Annotated in this window: 12 protein-coding genes and 5 pseudogenes; 4 read left to right on the plus strand and 13 right to left on the minus strand. The window is 63.1% G+C overall.

Annotation, left to right across the window (positions count from 1 at the left end; translation table 11 throughout):
* Positions 1–5 precede the first annotated feature (5 nt).
* From F6X42_RS25175 to F6X42_RS44195, 4 genes and pseudogenes are all read right to left on the minus strand, one after another.
* A pseudogene (locus F6X42_RS25175) lies at positions 6–458 on the minus strand (transposase); the annotation flags it as partial.
* An 88-nt stretch (positions 459–546) separates the two neighbouring features.
* On the minus strand, positions 547–1,011 hold the full coding sequence (locus F6X42_RS25180) for a hypothetical protein (protein ID WP_146014278.1): 465 nt from the start codon (positions 1,009–1,011) through the stop codon (positions 547–549).
* Between the two features lie 977 nt (positions 1,012–1,988).
* A pseudogene (locus tag F6X42_RS25185) lies at positions 1,989–2,423 on the minus strand (LysR substrate-binding domain-containing protein); the annotation flags it as partial.
* A 159-nt stretch (positions 2,424–2,582) separates the two neighbouring features.
* A pseudogene (locus F6X42_RS44195) lies at positions 2,583–2,835 on the minus strand (ABC transporter substrate-binding protein); the annotation flags it as partial.
* A gap of 347 nt (positions 2,836–3,182) precedes the next feature.
* Here F6X42_RS44195 and F6X42_RS25190 point away from each other — a divergent pair.
* The 3 genes from F6X42_RS25190 (at position 3,183) to F6X42_RS25200 (ending at position 6,858) form a co-directional block, all read left to right on the plus strand.
* Positions 3,183–4,346, plus strand: coding sequence for a porin (locus F6X42_RS25190; protein ID WP_187636785.1), 1,164 nt, complete (start codon positions 3,183–3,185; stop codon positions 4,344–4,346).
* Between the two features lie 192 nt (positions 4,347–4,538).
* The gene (locus F6X42_RS25195; RefSeq protein ID WP_187636786.1) at positions 4,539–5,825 is read left to right on the plus strand and encodes an MFS transporter; all 1,287 of its coding nucleotides are present in this window, start codon (positions 4,539–4,541) and stop codon (positions 5,823–5,825) included.
* Between the two features lie 67 nt (positions 5,826–5,892).
* Positions 5,893–6,858 (plus strand): alpha/beta hydrolase, encoded by a 966-nt coding sequence (locus F6X42_RS25200; RefSeq protein WP_187636787.1) that lies wholly within the window; start codon positions 5,893–5,895, stop codon positions 6,856–6,858.
* 73 nt (positions 6,859–6,931) lie between these two features.
* Here F6X42_RS25200 and F6X42_RS25205 read toward each other — a convergent pair whose 3' ends face one another.
* The 7 genes from F6X42_RS25205 to F6X42_RS25235 all read right to left on the minus strand — a co-directional run bounded on the left by F6X42_RS25205 (position 6,932) and on the right by F6X42_RS25235 (position 13,780).
* Positions 6,932–8,029 carry a mandelate racemase/muconate lactonizing enzyme family protein gene (locus F6X42_RS25205; RefSeq protein ID WP_187636788.1) on the minus strand — a complete coding sequence of 366 codons (1,098 nt, stop codon included), beginning with the start codon at positions 8,027–8,029 and terminating at the stop codon, positions 6,932–6,934.
* Positions 8,026–8,826 (minus strand): NAD-dependent epimerase/dehydratase family protein, encoded by an 801-nt coding sequence (locus F6X42_RS25210; RefSeq protein ID WP_187636789.1) that lies wholly within the window; start codon positions 8,824–8,826, stop codon positions 8,026–8,028. Before F6X42_RS25210 ends, F6X42_RS25205 begins: the two co-directional genes overlap by 4 nt.
* 19 nt (positions 8,827–8,845) lie before the next feature.
* Positions 8,846–9,139, minus strand: a complete 294-nt coding sequence (locus tag F6X42_RS25215) for a Dabb family protein (protein ID WP_187636790.1) — start codon at positions 9,137–9,139, stop codon at positions 8,846–8,848.
* A complete protein-coding gene (locus F6X42_RS25220) occupies positions 9,136–10,590 on the minus strand; it encodes an aldehyde dehydrogenase (NADP(+)) (RefSeq protein WP_222945717.1) in 1,455 nt (484 codons plus the stop codon). Before F6X42_RS25220 ends, F6X42_RS25215 begins: the two co-directional genes overlap by 4 nt.
* On the minus strand, positions 10,587–11,075 hold the full coding sequence (locus F6X42_RS25225) for a nuclear transport factor 2 family protein (protein WP_187636791.1): 489 nt from the start codon (positions 11,073–11,075) through the stop codon (positions 10,587–10,589). The genes F6X42_RS25220 and F6X42_RS25225 overlap by 4 nt, the downstream gene beginning before the upstream one ends.
* Before the next feature lie 179 nt (positions 11,076–11,254).
* Positions 11,255–12,151, minus strand: a complete 897-nt coding sequence (locus F6X42_RS25230) for an aldose epimerase family protein (RefSeq protein WP_187636792.1) — start codon at positions 12,149–12,151, stop codon at positions 11,255–11,257.
* Between the two features lie 30 nt (positions 12,152–12,181).
* The gene (locus F6X42_RS25235; RefSeq protein ID WP_187636793.1) at positions 12,182–13,780 is read right to left on the minus strand and encodes an IclR family transcriptional regulator domain-containing protein; all 1,599 of its coding nucleotides are present in this window, start codon (positions 13,778–13,780) and stop codon (positions 12,182–12,184) included.
* A gap of 162 nt (positions 13,781–13,942) precedes the next feature.
* On the opposite strand from F6X42_RS25235, the gene F6X42_RS25240 reads away from it, so the two are divergent.
* Positions 13,943–14,755 (plus strand): RraA family protein, encoded by an 813-nt coding sequence (locus F6X42_RS25240; protein ID WP_187636794.1) that lies wholly within the window; start codon positions 13,943–13,945, stop codon positions 14,753–14,755.
* A 150-nt stretch (positions 14,756–14,905) separates the two neighbouring features.
* Here the strand turns inward: F6X42_RS25240 and F6X42_RS44200 are convergent.
* Together F6X42_RS44200 and F6X42_RS25245 are read right to left on the minus strand one after the other, a co-directional pair.
* Positions 14,906–14,989 (minus strand): annotated as a pseudogene (locus F6X42_RS44200) (nuclear transport factor 2 family protein); the annotation flags it as partial.
* A gap of 429 nt (positions 14,990–15,418) precedes the next feature.
* A pseudogene (locus tag F6X42_RS25245) lies at positions 15,419–16,196 on the minus strand (acyl-CoA dehydrogenase family protein); the annotation flags it as partial.
* Positions 16,197–16,344 lie beyond the last annotated feature (148 nt).

The raw sequence follows: 16,344 nt of genomic DNA on the forward strand, positions 1-16,344 counted from the left end.
CCACGTTAGCAGGATGGTTGTACGGGTGAGTTTGCGCGATGAAGGAGATAAGATCGCTTTATCACGGCCACTAGCCGACTGCGTCGTTGAAATGGCACTGATCGAACTCGCCGCGATGGATCGTCGTACTTCCATTTAATCGGCCTGGGATTCTTGTTGTGCTCGCGGATATAGCGCATCAGCTTGCGCTCCAGATCCTTTACCGTGGTGAAGATGCCTCGCGCAAACACGTCGCGCTGGATGCGCGAGAATCAGTTCTCCACCTGATTTAGCCAGGAGGTATAGGTCGGCGTGTAATGCAACCGCACGTTTCGGTGTTGCCGCAGGAAATCTTGCACGCGCGGGGTCTTGTGACTGCTGACGTTGTCGCAGATCACATGGATCTCTTGTTTGGGCCGCTGGCTGGCTACAACGTCGGTGAGGAAGGCCACGAACTGCTCGCTGGTATGGCGCGGCGCCATCTCGTGCGGGCACGGGGCACGGTTGTTACGACTGCAGGGCCGACCGTCGTGTCGACTGTGACCTCAGCCGCGTTTCCGTTGTCCGTCATGCCGACGTACCTGTCTTCACGCCTGCCGCTGCATCCGCCCGCACCACCAGTTTGGCTGGGCGCTGCAGCACCAGGTTCTGGAACTGCTGTGCCTGGGCGCCTCGCTGCGGCGTACCGCCGCGACTTTCGCGCTTGCTAGCTACCACCCTGAGCGGCGCTGGTGTCAGCTGGCAAAGTGGATAGATGGCATGAACGCCGCCCTCCGCTCGGGGAAAGAAAGGGCGTGCTGAAGTCGCAGGAGCCAAGTCTGTACCGATGCGACCTTCCTCGATATGCCAAAGTGACGCGGCTAGCTCCCGTTTTTGAAGCGAGGAACGACCAGGGCTACCACGACCTACGGGCTCGACATCTCGAAGCGCGTATTTCAGATGTGCTGGATCGAAGACGAAACCGGTGAATTTGATAGCCGGCGCTTTGACGGAGCCCGGCTGTTCAATGCCGCCGTTGCTTCGGGCGTCCATGTATCGCGGATCCCGACCTGCATCTCGACATCCAGTTCAAACCGGTGGATTTCGTTGCCCAGCAGGCTGATATCGCTGTGAGCCGCGGCGCAGTAAGCTGGCCGAGACCGACGCGGACAAATTGACGATGAAAGGGTCTATTCGGTTTGCCTCCTGCCCTGCTCCGTCCTCCGGTAGGTACAGGCGCGTGCAGAAGCCGGGTGAAAGCCGCCATAGGCGGCTACGCGGCATCCCGGCGTCGGGCCTAGCCGTCAGATGATCGTTGCGTACGCGCGACAAAGCGGCGTGCTTTTAGTAGGCAGCAGCAAACGAGTACATCAATGAGTACATTGGCGAGGGCGAACCAGAAAATATCGTCATCAAATCAGTCACCTGCGGGTGCAATCCGAGTCCTCTCCTGGAGTCCAAAATCGAATGAGGAAGTACAGAGAAGGCTGAGCACCTCATGACCCATTGATTCGATAGCTTTCTCCCAATTACCACTCGATCCGGAATCTCGCATCGCAGAGCAGCCAGTGCTTCCGCAGCACATCAAACTTCGAGTGCCGGAAGCGGACTCGTAGCCTTGCTCCTTCGCACGCTCAGGCGCTGCCGCCCTCCCCGTTTTTGCTATTCCGCGAGGCAACAGCGACGACCCACGCCTCGTTTTCCCCGAAAACCCGACGGCACCCCACGCACGTCCAGTGAGCTTGTGTCATACGCGGCAGACATCGCCGTACCCTATGTTCCAGTCTCGATGCAATGGTTGCGAATACATCTTTTTCGCACGGCTAGCGCGCAGAAGCATGTTGAGCGTAACGACAATTTTCAAATGGACGCGATCACTGCCGTGGATCACTCGATCGCAGAGGGCGCCGCGACCATCATGGTCACGGCTACCGCCCCTGTAAAAAAAATGCCGGCGATGACGGGCGCCGTGCTTACGGCGCTCAGAAGATTGGACGCACAGAATCGTGTCGGCGAGTCGCCACGCTGCGTCAACCGGCGTGCGCTGCCGTCGGAACCGACTGAACCAGGCTCCGCCGCGCCGCATTCATAACCAGTGCGCTAATCGTCGCGAGCGGCTCGGGCTCCTGCTCCCAGTGAGGCCAGTACAGATCGATCATCAGGTCACGCTCGGGGGCGAGCGCCACCAGCCTGCCCTCACGGATCATCGGCTCCACCTGCATGGCCGGGACCTGCCCGTAACCGAGCTCGTCCAGGATCGCATTGAGCAACGCAGTCGGCGAAGGAAAATAGTGTCGGGGGTACCGGCCGACCGCCACCCCGAGACGCAGCCCGAAAAACACATCGTGCAGGGCGTCCTTGCGGTCAAACAGGATGGCGGTGGCCTCGAGCACGTCCGGCAAGGTCAGACCACCGGCGAAATGTTCGCGCGCGAAGCCGGGTGTGGCGACACATTGATAGCGCATCCATGCCGGCAGGCGCCGCATGAGGGAGGTGCTGCCCAGCAGCAGTGCGGCGGTCTGTGCGCCGATCAGAACCACGCAGACGGCGAGGCGCGGAACGGGAAACAGTACGCGCAGCAGTGGCGCGCGGGATGGACGGAACGGAAGATCATTGGAGTTGGGTCAGAATTTTGGTAAGCCCGGCGGGTTGCTTTCGGAACGGTTCAGCGCCTCGGCCTGAACCCCCCAGCGCGCGAGCGAGCGCGCGTAAGTACCGTTGGCGAACACACCGTTGGTCGCGTGTCACTCCGTCGACGAGTCCACTACCCTTGCGCCTTGCAATCGCAACATCCGCTCTCGCGGGCCAGCCCGCGTTCACGGTTCCCACCTGGCGAATCGCGCCGGTTCGCGGGGCGTCGTAGGCAAGCGGCGCATGGACGACAAGCGACCTGCCAAGAGGAGGTCGCCATCCGCACAATGCGGATAAACAGTCCACCGTCTGGATACGGAGCTGCACTGTAACAGTAGCGCGTCAACCCCCGCTGGCACCTACATCCTGGACCGGAACCCGCGACGGACAAGAATTAACCTCGAAGTTCCAACGTGTGGAAATCGCTGTCTGGGCAGGTCCGACGCTGCATACCCTTCCCACGCGCTTGTCCCTAGCATGCTCCCCTGCGCATGTCGCTCTGCGGCCCGCACAAAGCGGCGCTGAGCAAATGGCAACGATGAATCACCAGCCGACGATCGGCTCGGACTACAAATGAACAGTTGGAGACTGCCGTGAGCAATCAACGCAACACCGTTTTTCTTTCCCTCGCTTTGGCACTGCCGATCTGCGCTCAGGCTCAGAGTAGCGTGACACTCTACGGCGTACTGGACGCCGGCCTCATCTTCGCAAACAACGTCGGCGGCTCCCATCTGTATGCGACGCAAGCCGGATGGTACCAGGGCAATCGTTGGGGTATGACAGGAACCGAGGACCTGGGCGGTGGCTTCCAGGCCATTTTCCGGCTGGAAAGCGGTTTCTCGCCGTTGACGGGCGCGATGGGACAAGGTAACTCCATGTTCGGGCGGCAAGCTTTTGTTGGAGTGACGAGCCCCTATGGAGCGGCAACCCTCGGGCGGCAATACGATTCCATCGTCGACTATGTTGAACCCGCGCGTGCGAGCACGGCGCTGCTCATCAATCATCCGGCAGAGCTCGACAATCTCGGCAACGACTACCGCCTGAATAACGTCGTCAAGTTTGCCAGCGTGGATTACGGCGGTTTGAAGTTCGGCGGGCTGTTCAGCGCCGGAGGCGTAGCGGGAAGTTTCGAGCGCAATCGCGCGTGGTCGCTCGGTACGTCGTATAAGCGTGGCCCGTTATTCTTCGGCCTCGCCTATCTCAACGCGCGCGATCCGAACTTCTCGTACTACGGCAACAACCCGTCGTCGAGCACGACCGCATCCAACATGTCGTCATACCGGGTCTTTTCCGGCTATGCGTCCGCGCGCTCCCTGGAAACCTTCGCCGCCACCACGGGATACACGGCCGGCGCGTGGAGTCTCGCCGCCACATATACGAACGTGCGCTTCAAAGGCCTTGGCGCGATAGCCGCGCTCGACTCGAACGGCTATCGCGGGACCGCGTCATTCAATACAGCGGAAGTCGCGATGGGCTACTCGTTCACGCCTTCGCTGAAACTGGGCGCTTCGTATCAGTACATCCACGGCGCTCCAGTGAACGGCGGCGATGCAGGCCGTGTGACTTATCACGAAGCCGATGTCTCGCTCGACTACTTCCTCTCGAAGCGAACCGACGTGTACGCGATGGTGATGGGGCAGCAGGCATCAGGGCGAGATTCCACGGGCCGCAACGCGGTCGCGCAACTGTGGGCGCTTTCCGCGTCGTCCTCGAACCGCCAGGTTGGCGCCGTTGTCGGGCTGCGTCACAAGTTCTGATCGAAATTATCCGCTGCGCCCAACGGCGCGAGCCGATGCAACTCGTTGCGGGCCAGTTCCACTGCCTGGGAATGAGGCCCTTGGATCCGTCGGGCGGCAGGCCCCGCGGTTCAGGTCAACCAGTACGATGAACATCAAAGCCGTCGCGAAGCGTGGCGCCGGACACGACAAAAAGTTTGGAGACAAGAAGCGATGAAATTCCGCGGACAATACCGTACGATCATTCTGGCGATGCTCCTGCTCGCCACGGTCATCAACTACATCGACCGTTCTGCGTTGTCGATTGCCATGCCGTTCGTCACGCGTGATTTTCATCTCACGGCAGGCGAGAAAGGCATCATCTTCGGCGCCTTCTCGATCGGCTATGCGGTCTTCAACTTCCTCGGGGGTTACTTGGCCGACCGATTCGGCGGACGCCGCGTGCTGACCGTCTCCATGGCAGGCTGGTCCATTGCGTGTGGACTGACGGCCGCCGTCTCCGGCTTCTGGTCAATGCTTCTGGTCCGCATTGCGTTCGGTATGGGCGAAGGGCCGAATGCATCGACGGCCAACAAGGTCGTGAACACGTGGTTTCCGCTCGGCGAACGCGCGACCGCCGCCGGCATCAGCCAGGCCGGTGGTCCAATCGGTGGCGCACTCGCGGGCCCAGTGGTCGGCTTCCTCGCGCTTTCGTTCGGCTGGCGCGCAGCGTTTCTCGTGATGGCCCTGCTCGGCATCACGTGGGCGATCATGTGGCGCTTCCTCGCCACCGAAACGCCGGCACAACATCCGCGCGTGAACAAGGCGGAGCTTTCACACATAGAGTCCGGTCAGGAAGCGGTAAAAGCGCCGACAGGCCAGAAGGTCTCCATTCGCGAGGTCATCACCACTCGCGCCGTGCTGACTACCGGCATCTCGCTCTTCTGCTACAACTACATCCTGTTCTTCTTCATTACGTGGTTCCCGAGTTACCTCGTCGATGCGAAGAACATCAGCCTGAAGGACATGAGTCTTGTGAGCTCGTTGCCGTGGATTACCGGCGCGATCGGCTTTCTCTCAGGCGGCTTTCTCGTCGATGCGATTTATCGGCGCACCGGCAAGCGCATGTTCTCCCGCAAGGTCGTGCTGGTGACGTCGCTTCTGATTGCGGCTGCGTGCATTGCACTGACCGGTGTGGTCGATTCGGTCTGGACGGCAGTTGGTGTGATGACGGTAGCAATCGGCTTGCTGATGCTTGCGGCGCCTGCATATTGGGCGATCATTCAGGACAGCGTGCCGCGCCATCAGGTAGGCACGGCGAGCGGATTCATGCACGGGCTCGCGAACTGTTCGGGCATCGTCGGACCTGCAATCACCGGCATGCTCATTCAGACCACCGGCAACTATGCGAGCGCGTTCGTGCTCGCGGGTGCGGTCGGGCTGGTCGGCTCGCTGATTCTCGCCTGGTTCGTCGACGGCACTGATCGCGTGCTGGAGCCCAAGCCGGCCTCGGTCTGCTAACGCCGCACACGCCGCTTGTCTGATGCGCATGTCCTGTCAGGACATGCGTTTTTTTTAAACAAACTTTATGAACGAAGCCGAAGCCGGAATCAGCGAAGGTATGCATGCGTTCATTCGATCCGCCGCCACCTTCCAGAGTGCGACCGCCGACTTGCCGGACCGCCGAGCCGCGTTCGCGCGTCAATGCGCGCATTTCACGCCGCCGGCACCGCACGGGTTGGTCGTTAGCGACCAGATAATCGGCGGCGTGATGACGCGTTGCTTTCGGCCGGCCCGCAATGCACCGCGCGGCGGCTGGCCGGTACTGGTCCTGTTCCACGGCGGCGGCTGGACCGTGGGGAGCCACGCGACGCACGACTGGTTCGCACACGCGTTGTTGGAACGCGCCGATCTGGCGATCGTGGCGGTCGATTACCGGCTTGCGCCCGAAGCGCGCTTCCCCGCCCCACTCGACGATGGTCTTGCTGTGTGGGATGCGCTGGGCAGCGCGGCCACCTCGCTTCAGCTCGACCCAGGGCGGCGCGCGGTGGCCGGCGACAGTGCGGGCGGCACGCTGGCCGCCGCGGTGTGCATAGCCTTGCGCGATCGTGTCGACGCCGAGGCGCAGACGCAACCTCAGGCACAAGTGCTGATGTATCCGGTGGTGAGCGCGAGCCAGACCTTCGCCTCGATGAAACAATTCGCGCAAGCGCCCATGCTTTCCGCCCGCGGCCTTGCCGATTCGATTGCACTGTATGTACCGAACGAATCCGACCGACGGCTTTCTCTCGCCATGCCGCTCGAATCCCATGATTTGTCGCGCCTGCCGCCCGCCCTGATGATGGTGGCGATGCAGGACGTGTTGCGCGATCAGTGCATCGAGTATGCAGCCTGCCTGCGCGAATCGGGCGTGGAGGTCGAGGTGTGGCGCGGCGACGGTCTCGTCCATGCAGGACTGCGCGCGACGTTACTAGCCGAAGTGGCGATAGCCTACGACCACATGGCCACCTTTCTGATCGGACGTGGCGTCGCGCAGTATCGTCAGCCTGAGTAAAAACGGCGAGCCGCGCGGCCCGCCGTTTTTTCATCTGCTGATCGGCTGGCCGCGCAAAGATCAGGTGCCCCGTTCAGCGAGCCCTAACAAACCGCCCAACGACTGTTTCGTCAGGCGCAAGCCCAAGGCCCGGCGCATCAGTCAGCGCGAACGTGTGTCCCTCGCGAATCGGCGAGAGGCCGATCAGTTGGCCTGCGGGCTCGACATAGTGGTATTCGACTTGCAACATGTCTTGATACGCAGTCGCGAGATGCAGCGTGGCAATGAATCCCGGACCGAAATACGGACTATGCGGCAGCACTCCGACCTTCGCATTGCGCGCGAGTGCGATGATATCGACGAACTCCGTGATGCCGCCCACCTTGGTCACGCTGGGTTGCAGATAGTCGACGGCCCCGGCCTGCACCGCCTGCGCGAACTGGACGGCGGTGCACCAGTTTTCGCCAGCTGCAATCGGCACGCCGTGCTGGCGCAGGCCCGCGAGACGCGCGAAATCCTCGGGCGGGAAGATCGGCTCTTCGACCCATGAAAATCCGCCCAGCCTTTGCATGCGCGCGATGGCGCGAAGCGTTTGCTGGTCGTCCCACGCACAGTTGACGTCGACCGAGACGGGCGCGCGCCCGGCGATCTCCGCGTGCGCCGCTTCGATCACCGCGAGGTCGATCTCGTGCAGCTTGATGTCGCGATAGCCCTGATCGAGCGCTCGGCGGCACATCGCCGCCGTCGCCGCGCCGTCGCCGTAACGCACGAGGCTCGCATACGTCGACAGACGCGTGACTTCATCGCCGCCGAGCAGCTTCCACAGCGGTAGCTTCGCGCGTTTCGCGGCCAGATCCCACAAGGCCATGTCGACGCCGGAGATCGCGAACATGGTAATGCCGTAGCGGCCGAAGATATGCAAATGACGCTGCGTTTGCTGTGTCCATTCGGCAATCGATTCGATCGTCGCGCCTTCGGCCAGCGGTTTCACACGCGTGTCGACCACGCTGCGCACGGCGTCGGCGACAAAATAGCCGAACGCCTCGCCCCACCCCACGTTGCCGTCGGTGTCTTCGACGCGAACCAGCACCGTTTCCAGCGACGTCCACGCCGAAGCAACGCCTCCGAGCGCATGGCGTCCGTCTTCAAATGGAATGTCGACGATCCGGGTCTCGACCGAGCGGATCTTCATAGCGGCGATTTCACGATCAGCGGCTGCGGCACGTAGGGGCCGCCGACGAAGTCTGGCCCGGCTGAAGCCGGCATCGCGTCACGGGCGACGAAATCAGGCGCCAGATTATCGAGCGCCGAATCCTGCGGCACATAGCCGAGCGCGACGGCGCGCGCGTTGTCGAAGAACGGCGCGGGACAGCGCGACACGCCATAGACGATGTCGCTCTTGATGTCTTCGCTTTCCAAGCCGATGCGCACGAGTTGCGCTAGATCGCGGCCGCTTACCCAGATGTGCTGACGGCGGGCGTCGCTCACGCGATCATCTGCGTTGCCGATGCGGATCGACAGTGCCTTGATGCCGTGACGGTGCGCGTAAAGCGCGCAGGCGGCCTCGCCGAACACCTTGCTGAGTGCATAGAAACCGTCGGGCGCGACGCTCGCATGGTCACCCGCGAAGCCGTCGACGCGATGCTGGCCGAGCACATGATGGCTGCTCGCAAACACGAAACGCCGGACGCCGTACTCGACGCACGCATCGAGCAGATACAGCTGCGCGCGATAGTTCGCATCGAGGGTCGCCTCGAAGTCGATGTCGAGGCTATAAGCGCACGCCAGATGCAGGATGCCGTCGACGCCTTGTGCGACGCGCCGCACCACTTCCCGATCGGTAATACTGCCGACGATCGCGGTTTCGTTAGCCGCGAGGTCAGTGGCCTCGCGCAGGTCGAGCAGTCGCATGTTGTAATGCTCGCGCAGCCATGGGCGCACGCGGGTCGCGACGCCGCCGGCCGCGCCGGTCACCAGAAGGGTTTTCATCGGAATACATTGTCCTGGTTCAGCGGGTGTAGTCGCAGGCGACCCACTCGAAGTAAGTCTTCAGATCGGCGATGAGCGCCTGATGCGCGGGATGCGGCAGGTAGCGCTCGACCGCCTCCGAGTCGTCGAACGTCGCTTCGAGCAGATAGTCCCAGCAGATCGGCCGCGCAAGCTCGTTCGCAGAAATGCGCCACGCGCGGATGAAGTCGATCTCGCCTTCGAGATTGCGCATGCGTTCGACCAGCGTCGCTTCGCGCTGCGCGTCTTCGGCGATATGGGGCAAGCGGCGAAACATCACGACGTGCTGCATCATACCGTGGCTCCTCCATGGTTGGCGTCGATCGCCCAGGGGGGCGCGTCCTGCAACGCGACGGGCCGCAAAAAGCGCTCGATCGCGGCGTAACCGACCGACGTGGTCTGCGGCTGCGTCGACGCGGGCCACGGCCCGCCGTGCTGCTGCGCGTCGCACACCGCGACGCCGGTCGGCACGCCGCGGAACAGCACACGCCCTGCGATGCGCTGTGCCACCGCGGCGAGCGCGCGATTCGCGGCAGTGTCGGCCTCGGCGCCCCATAGCGTGACGGTCAACGTACCTTCCACCGCCGTCAGCACGTCGAGCACGTCCGCGTCGTGACGAGCCCTCACGACCAGCGCGGCCGGGCCGAACATTTCCTCATGCAACGCGGCATTCGCCACGAACGACTGCGCGTCGATCTCGAAGAGGCGCGGCGTTGGCGGATGGCCGGCGGCGGAGCCAGCTTGCGCGGCGAGACGCGTCACTACGCCGGGCTGCGCTGCAATGTGTTCGGTTGCTTTTTCGAAGCCGCAGTGCATCGCTGGTGTGAGCATCGCGTGGGTCCTCTGCGCGGCGAGCGAGCGCGCGAGCGCTTCCACAAATCGCGTGCCGGTTCCGTCGTCGCGAACCACGATCACGCCGGGGCTGGTGCAGAACTGGCCGCAGCCAAGCGCGATCGAAGCCGCGAGCGTGGCGGCGGGCGTTTCGACCTCTTGCGCGAGCGCCTGCGGCGTTACGACGAGCGGATTGACAGAGCCGAGTTCGCCGTAGAACGGTATCGGGCATGCACGCGCATTCGCCGCTTTCCACAACGCCACGCCGCCTTGATACGAACCGGTGAAGGCCACCGCGCCCACGTCGGGATGACTCACGAGGCGCACTGCGGCTTCGCGCGACGCCTGATCGACGAAGCCGATCACGCCTTCGGGCAGCCCCTGCTCGCGCAGCACGCCGGCCGCTAGCGCATGCACACGGCGCGACAACTCCGGATGGCCCGAATGCGGCTTGATGATCACAACGCAACCCGCCGCGAGCGCCGACGCAGTGTCGCCACCCAGCACCGAGAACGCGAAGGGAAAGTTGCTCGCGGAGAACATCGCGACGGGACCGAGCGGCGCGAACATGCGGGTCAGATGCGGACGGCCTGCGGGCGGTGCGCCGGCAACGGCAGCGTTGTCGACGATGCGCGCAGCGATGCCTGCGTCGAGGCGATCCGCGAATCCGCGCAGCTGGAACGCAGTACGGGCGAGTTCGCCGTTCAGACGCCCGGCACCGAGCGACGTCTCCTCGTCGGCGAGCGCGATCAGTGGCGCGGCGTCACGCTCCAGCGCATCGGCCAGACCGCGCAGGAGTGCGCTGCGTACCGCATGCCGCGCGGCCGCGTAGGCCGCCTGCGCTTCGTGTGAGCGCGCGACGACGGAGTCGATCGCAGCGAACTCAGAGATTGCTGCTTCAAGCACGGCGCTCACGACTGCTCCTCCGTTTTCGCGTTCGCCGGCTGCGTGGTTTGCGCCTTCAGGTGGTAACCGCGTTCGTGGTAGTCGAATGCAACGAGTTCGTTGATCGCGACGCCCTTGTCGGCGGGCGACGCGTAATAGGCCCGAATCTCCTTGATGCGGCAAGTGTCACGATCGAACACATACCATTCATCGCCGCGCAGCGCGGTGCCGAGCTTTGTCTTCCAGTGCGTCCACTCGATCACAGCTTCGGCGGAGTCGTGCGACACGAGGATTTTCTCGATGGTCCATTGCGAGCCCAACTCGGCGACGCACCATTGCCACTTCCGCGCGATCGTGTTGGCGCTGCGCCACGGCACGTCGGGCAGGCCAGCGGGGAAATAATGCACGGCGTCAGGCGTGAAGCACGACACGAGCTTGTCGTAATCGGCTTCGTTGCAGGCGTCGAAGTAGCGGCGAATGAGTGCCGCGTAGCGGTCCTGATCGGAATGGGTCATCAGTGATGCTCCTCCTGGTGGAAGTTCGCGCGCGAGTCGCGCCAGACATGGCACGTGCGATACGCTGAACTGAGTGTGGTCACCAGTTTAGTGGCGCATCGATGCGGATTTCGGACCGCGAGAGACGCGCCAGCGACGCGAGTTCCACCTTATGGAACCGGACGCTATCGCGCGTCCCGTCAGCGATTTGGTTCCCAAGCTAGCGTGAGCTGCGCTGCGAACACTTCGCCCGGCGCGAGCACCTTCAGGCCGGTCCCCTCGATGCCGCGAGCGGCGAGATTGAAACCGTTCGCAACGTGAGTCACTGGCTCGACGCAGAAATACGGCGCACCCCGCGGCGCGAACGCAACGAGATGCGTGAACGGCGCGGCAGCCGTGATGAGCAAGGTGCCTCTGCGGCGCTCCAGCGTTCCGTTTCCGTCCCATTCGCTGGCATAGATCGCGCAATCGCCCGCTTCGCAATCGCCGCGCGTCAGCGAAGTCGATTGCGAACTCGGCCGCGTGCGACCGGTCGGCAGGAACGCGGCATCGAGTTCCCAACGCCGCAGTGCATCGAAGCGCAGCGTCGAATCCGCGTCGATCGCGAGAAACGGATGCCAGCCGAGGCCGGCCGGCATCGGGCTGTCACCTTCGTTGCGAAGTGTGAACGACACGTCGAGTGCGTTCGCACGCAGCGCGAAGGTCATGCCTGCTTCGAACGGCCACGGCCAATGCCCGCATGCGCGCTCGCGCAGCGACATTTTCGCGTGCCGGGAATCGTGCGCCAGCACTTGCCATGCGCAGCTTTGCGCGTGCCCATGCAACGTGTTCGGCAAATCCAGAGGATGCGGTGTGAGTGCGTGAATTTTGCCGTCGAAGGCAAGGCGTGAATCGGCGATCCGGTTGGAGTACGGTATCAACGGGTAGGCGCCCGCTTTGGGCCAGCCATGCTCGGGCGCGCGCCATACGCCGAGGGGCATGACGAGATCGGTGTCGCCATCGAGCGCCTTCAGGCGGCACATACGTGCGCCCAGTTGTGGCGCGATTTCGGCCTGCAGCGTGCCGTTTGAAAGCAGAAGACGGGATGATTCGGTCATGGTAAAGAGACTGGAAAGAAATGCGTGATGTCAGGCGTCGAACTCCAAGCGCAGCAGATGGCCCGAGAGCGGCGCGCCTGCCAGCGATTCGATCGACTGATGATTGCGGTCGCTCGTGATATAGAGCGACGCGCGGCCGGCATCGCCGGGAACGAATGCAAGGCCGGTGGGCGCCGCGACCGGCAGGCTGACGACGCGCTCGAGCGCACCGTCCGCGCCGAAGCGCATGAGGCTCCAGCCGTCACGCAGCGCGGTCCAGATGCCACCGGTGTCGTCGAGTGCGACGCCCGAAAGGCGGCCCGAACCGGGTGGCATCGATGCAAAGCGGCGCACGTTCGACGAACCGCGCCGAAGCATGTAGAGCGTGCCCGACGCGGACGCGGCGGCGTAGGCGGTCACTCCGTCGGCGGACCACGTCAACGAATCGATCTTTTCGCTGAACTTCCACACGGCCTCGAAGCGCTGGACGTCGGTGATGAAGCCGAGATGGCCTGAATTGCCGGTCTCGAACCACGCCCATGTGCGGCCTGCGGCGTCCGTACCCAGCAACGTGATGTCCGGGTCGTTCCACACGCTCGAACCTTCATGCGCGGTCAGTGTGTCGTCATCGGCGAGAATCAGATGGCGGCCCGCCTGCGCGATCAGCAAACCTTCGGGTCGCAGTTGCAGGCCGACGATCGGGGCATCGAGCCCGCATACCATGCGCTCCCGCGCGCTAGTGGGCCCGGGCGTGAATGCATGAAGCGCAGGCGCGAGTGTGTCGGCCCAGAAGAGTGTGCCGCGCGCGGCCGACCAGACCGGAAACGCGCCATGGAACGCCCACCCGCTGCTCACTGCGCCGACCTCGTCGGCTTCCGCGCGGCTCGCGTGCGATTGCAACTGTGCGCCCACGCGGCGCGCCGCGTCGGCCAGTTCCGGCCCAAGCAGTTCGAGCCGCGCGAGCGACATGCGGAACGCCGGACCCGCCACGCTCAACGCCCCGCGCACGCGCCCTTCGTTATCGACGATCGGCGCGGCGACGCAGCGCACTCCCGGGACAATCTCTTCGTCGTCGATTGCGTAGCCGCGTGCTGCCGTGATGCGCAACTCGACCTGCAACCGGCGGCGGTCGGTGATAGTGCGCGGCGTGAGCGCCGTCATCGTTACGCCGCGCAACAGCGTGTCGCGTTCGTCGCGCGGCATGCACGACAGGATTGCCTTGCCCTGCCCCGTGCAATAGATCGGCTTGCTACGGCCGAGCGCCGCCGCCGAGCGCTGCGAATGCGCGCCATCGCATCGTTCGAGCGAGATGACTTCGCTGCCGTCGAGCGCGGCAAGGTAAGTGGTTTCGCCAGTGAGATCGCGAAGCGTGCGCAACTCCGGCGTCGCGGCCGCGACGAGGTCAGGCATCAGATACGAATTGCGCACCAGTTCCAGATAGCGGAATCCGAGCCGGTATACGCGATGCGTGGCATCGCGCCGCAGCAAGCCGTGCTCAATCAGCGTCGCGAGAATGCGATACAGCGTGGTCTTAGGCAAACCCGCGGATTCGAGCAGATCCGCGTTCGACAAGCCATACGGTGTCGCGCCGACCATTTCGAGCACCGTGAGCGCCTTCGAGAGTGCTGCGGTTCCGTCTCCTGTAGCCATATTTCCACCTTTTGGAATTCGCGGGTCTGCGCGTGCCGCACGCTCCGTCGACACCTGCGACTTTAGCAGTAGGATCGGCTTCATTGGAGCGCTGACATGCCTCCAGTTCCATATACTGGAACCAGCCCGCCACTTCTCTCTTCTATCGTTAAGGAAAGCGCAATGACACTTCATGCCTACGCCGAGGGTCTCGACCGTGAAACCACACGCAGCGCCGAGGTCAGCGACGCCACGCTCGCGCGCCTCGCGAAAGTCAGCAGCGGCTCGCTGACGACGCAACTCTTCAAGCGCGGTTTTCGCCAACCGGCGCTGGTCGGCCTCAAGGCAGTCAATCACGAGGTCCAGCCGTTCGCGGGCCGCGCCTTCACGATGCGCTTCATTCCGGCGCGGGAGGACATCGACACCTACGGCACGATGACGACGCGCCCGAACGCCGACAATCTGCAATGGCAGGGTGTCGAACAGGTTCGCGAAGGCGACGTGCTCGTGATCGACAGCCGCGATGATCCCCGCGCAGCGTCGGCGGGCAATATCCTGGTGACACGCCTGCTCGCCCGCGGCGCGCGCGCCATCGTGACAGACGGCGCACTGCGCGACGGAAGCGAAATCGCGAAAATGCCGTTGCCGGCGTACTCGCGTGAAATCACCGCAACGACGCGCATTTCGTATCACCACGTTGCCGATCTGCAGGTGCCGATCGGCTGCGCGGGCGTGGCCGTGTATCCGGGTGACGTCATCGTTGGTGACGCAGACGGACTGACTCTCGTCCCCGCTCATCTCGCGGAAGAACTCGCCGACATCTGCGAAAAGCAGGACGACATCGAGACCTATCTGGGGCTGCGAATTGCCGCGGGCGAGGCGCTGTGGGGCGTGTATCCGCCGAGCCAGCAGACCTATGCCGATTACGAGGCATGGGCGGCAGGTGGCCGCAAGGAGATCAAGCCGTTGCTGCAAGTCGAGCGAGGTTCAGTCTGAAGGAGGACGCATCCGCGTGCAGGTAGTGCACCTGCACCCCTTCGGGGGTTCGCTTGATAACCGGCCGCTGTCTCGTGCGACCGGCATACGCAGCACGTGCTTCCTGGCTCCGGACAACGCGTTATCACGCGATCTGCTGAACCCACTGGCAGGCGCTTCCAACGGATCCGAGAAATACTGCGTGACGCGAATGACCTTGCCATTGCAGAACTCCATAATGCTTACGGTGTAAGCGTCCGGACGGCCGGCATCGAACCCTCGCAAATCCCCGTACCCGGTTCCCCAGCGATAATGATCGCATCGCCGGTGCAGACTTTTTGCGCGAATGCGCATGGCCACACACGAGCACCCGCCTCGCTGCCGCGATTTCGAACATCAATGTATCCGACCTGATTGGTAACGCGGCACACGGGCTGTTTATCGACGATGGATCAAGCTCATATCCGTGGGCTGGTTACCGCATTTCATCTTTCCGTCACGGGGCTTCCTCGGTCTAAAAAACGGAGACGCCGCGTTCGCGCGTAAGTCGTCCGAGCGTGGATTGAGCCTGGATTCGATGATCGGCATTGCGTGGCTTCTCCTGTGTGGATCGGAGAATCGGAGTCGGCGTCTTAGCGCTTACTGCGATCCCATGCCGCTTTTTGAAAGTTGGCGCTTCAACTCTTACGCAGTCTCGGCAAACAGCTCCCGGCCAATCAGCATGCGGCGGATTTCGCTCGTGCCCGCGCCGATCTCATACAGCTTCGCATCGCGCCACAAGCGCCCGACCGGATATTCGTTGATATAACCGCTACCGCCAAGAATCTGAATCGCCTCGCACGCCATCCACGTGGCTTTTTCGGCCGTGTACAGAATCACGCCCGCGCAATCCTTGCGAACCTGGCGCACATGTTCCGTGCCGAGCGTGTCCAGTTGACGGCCGACCGCGTAGAGATACGCACGGCACGCCTGCAACGTGGTGTAGAGATCGGCAACCTTGCCTTGAATCAGCTGGAATTCGCCGATCGACTGATCGAACTGCTTGCGGTCGTGAATGTACGGCACCACCGCGTCCATCACCGCGACCATGATGCCGGTGGGGCCGCCGGCGAGCACCGCGCGCTCGTAGTCGAGGCCGCTCATCAATACTTTCACACTGCCGTTCAATTGCCCGGGAATGTTCTCCTGCGGCACTTCCACGTCCTGGAACACGAGCTCGCCCGTGTGCGAGCCGCGCATGCCGAGCTTCTGCGCAACCGAGAATCCCTTCATGCCTTTTTCAACGATAAAACGCGGTAATGCCACGCGAATTCGCTTCGACATCGGTCTTCGCGTAGACGACCAGCGTGTCGCAGTCCGGGCCGTTGGTAATCCACATCTTCGTGCCGTTGAGCACATAGCGGTCGCCCTTCTTGTCGGCGCGAAGCTTCACATCCGAGCCCGCATTCGGCTCGCTGCAGCGAATCCCGCGATGCTGTCACGCAGCATTTCGATTTCTTCGCCGAGTGTAAAGGCAAGCCCCTGAATCCGACTCATAACATGTCTCCAACCTAGAATATTTTCAAGCATGCCGCCGCCGGCATGCGAGTCTGCTTGGCTAGTTCCGTTCT

It is taken from the genome of Paraburkholderia podalyriae (assembly GCF_014397785.1).
GTDB classification, from domain to species: Bacteria; Pseudomonadota; Gammaproteobacteria; order Burkholderiales; family Burkholderiaceae; genus Paraburkholderia; species Paraburkholderia podalyriae.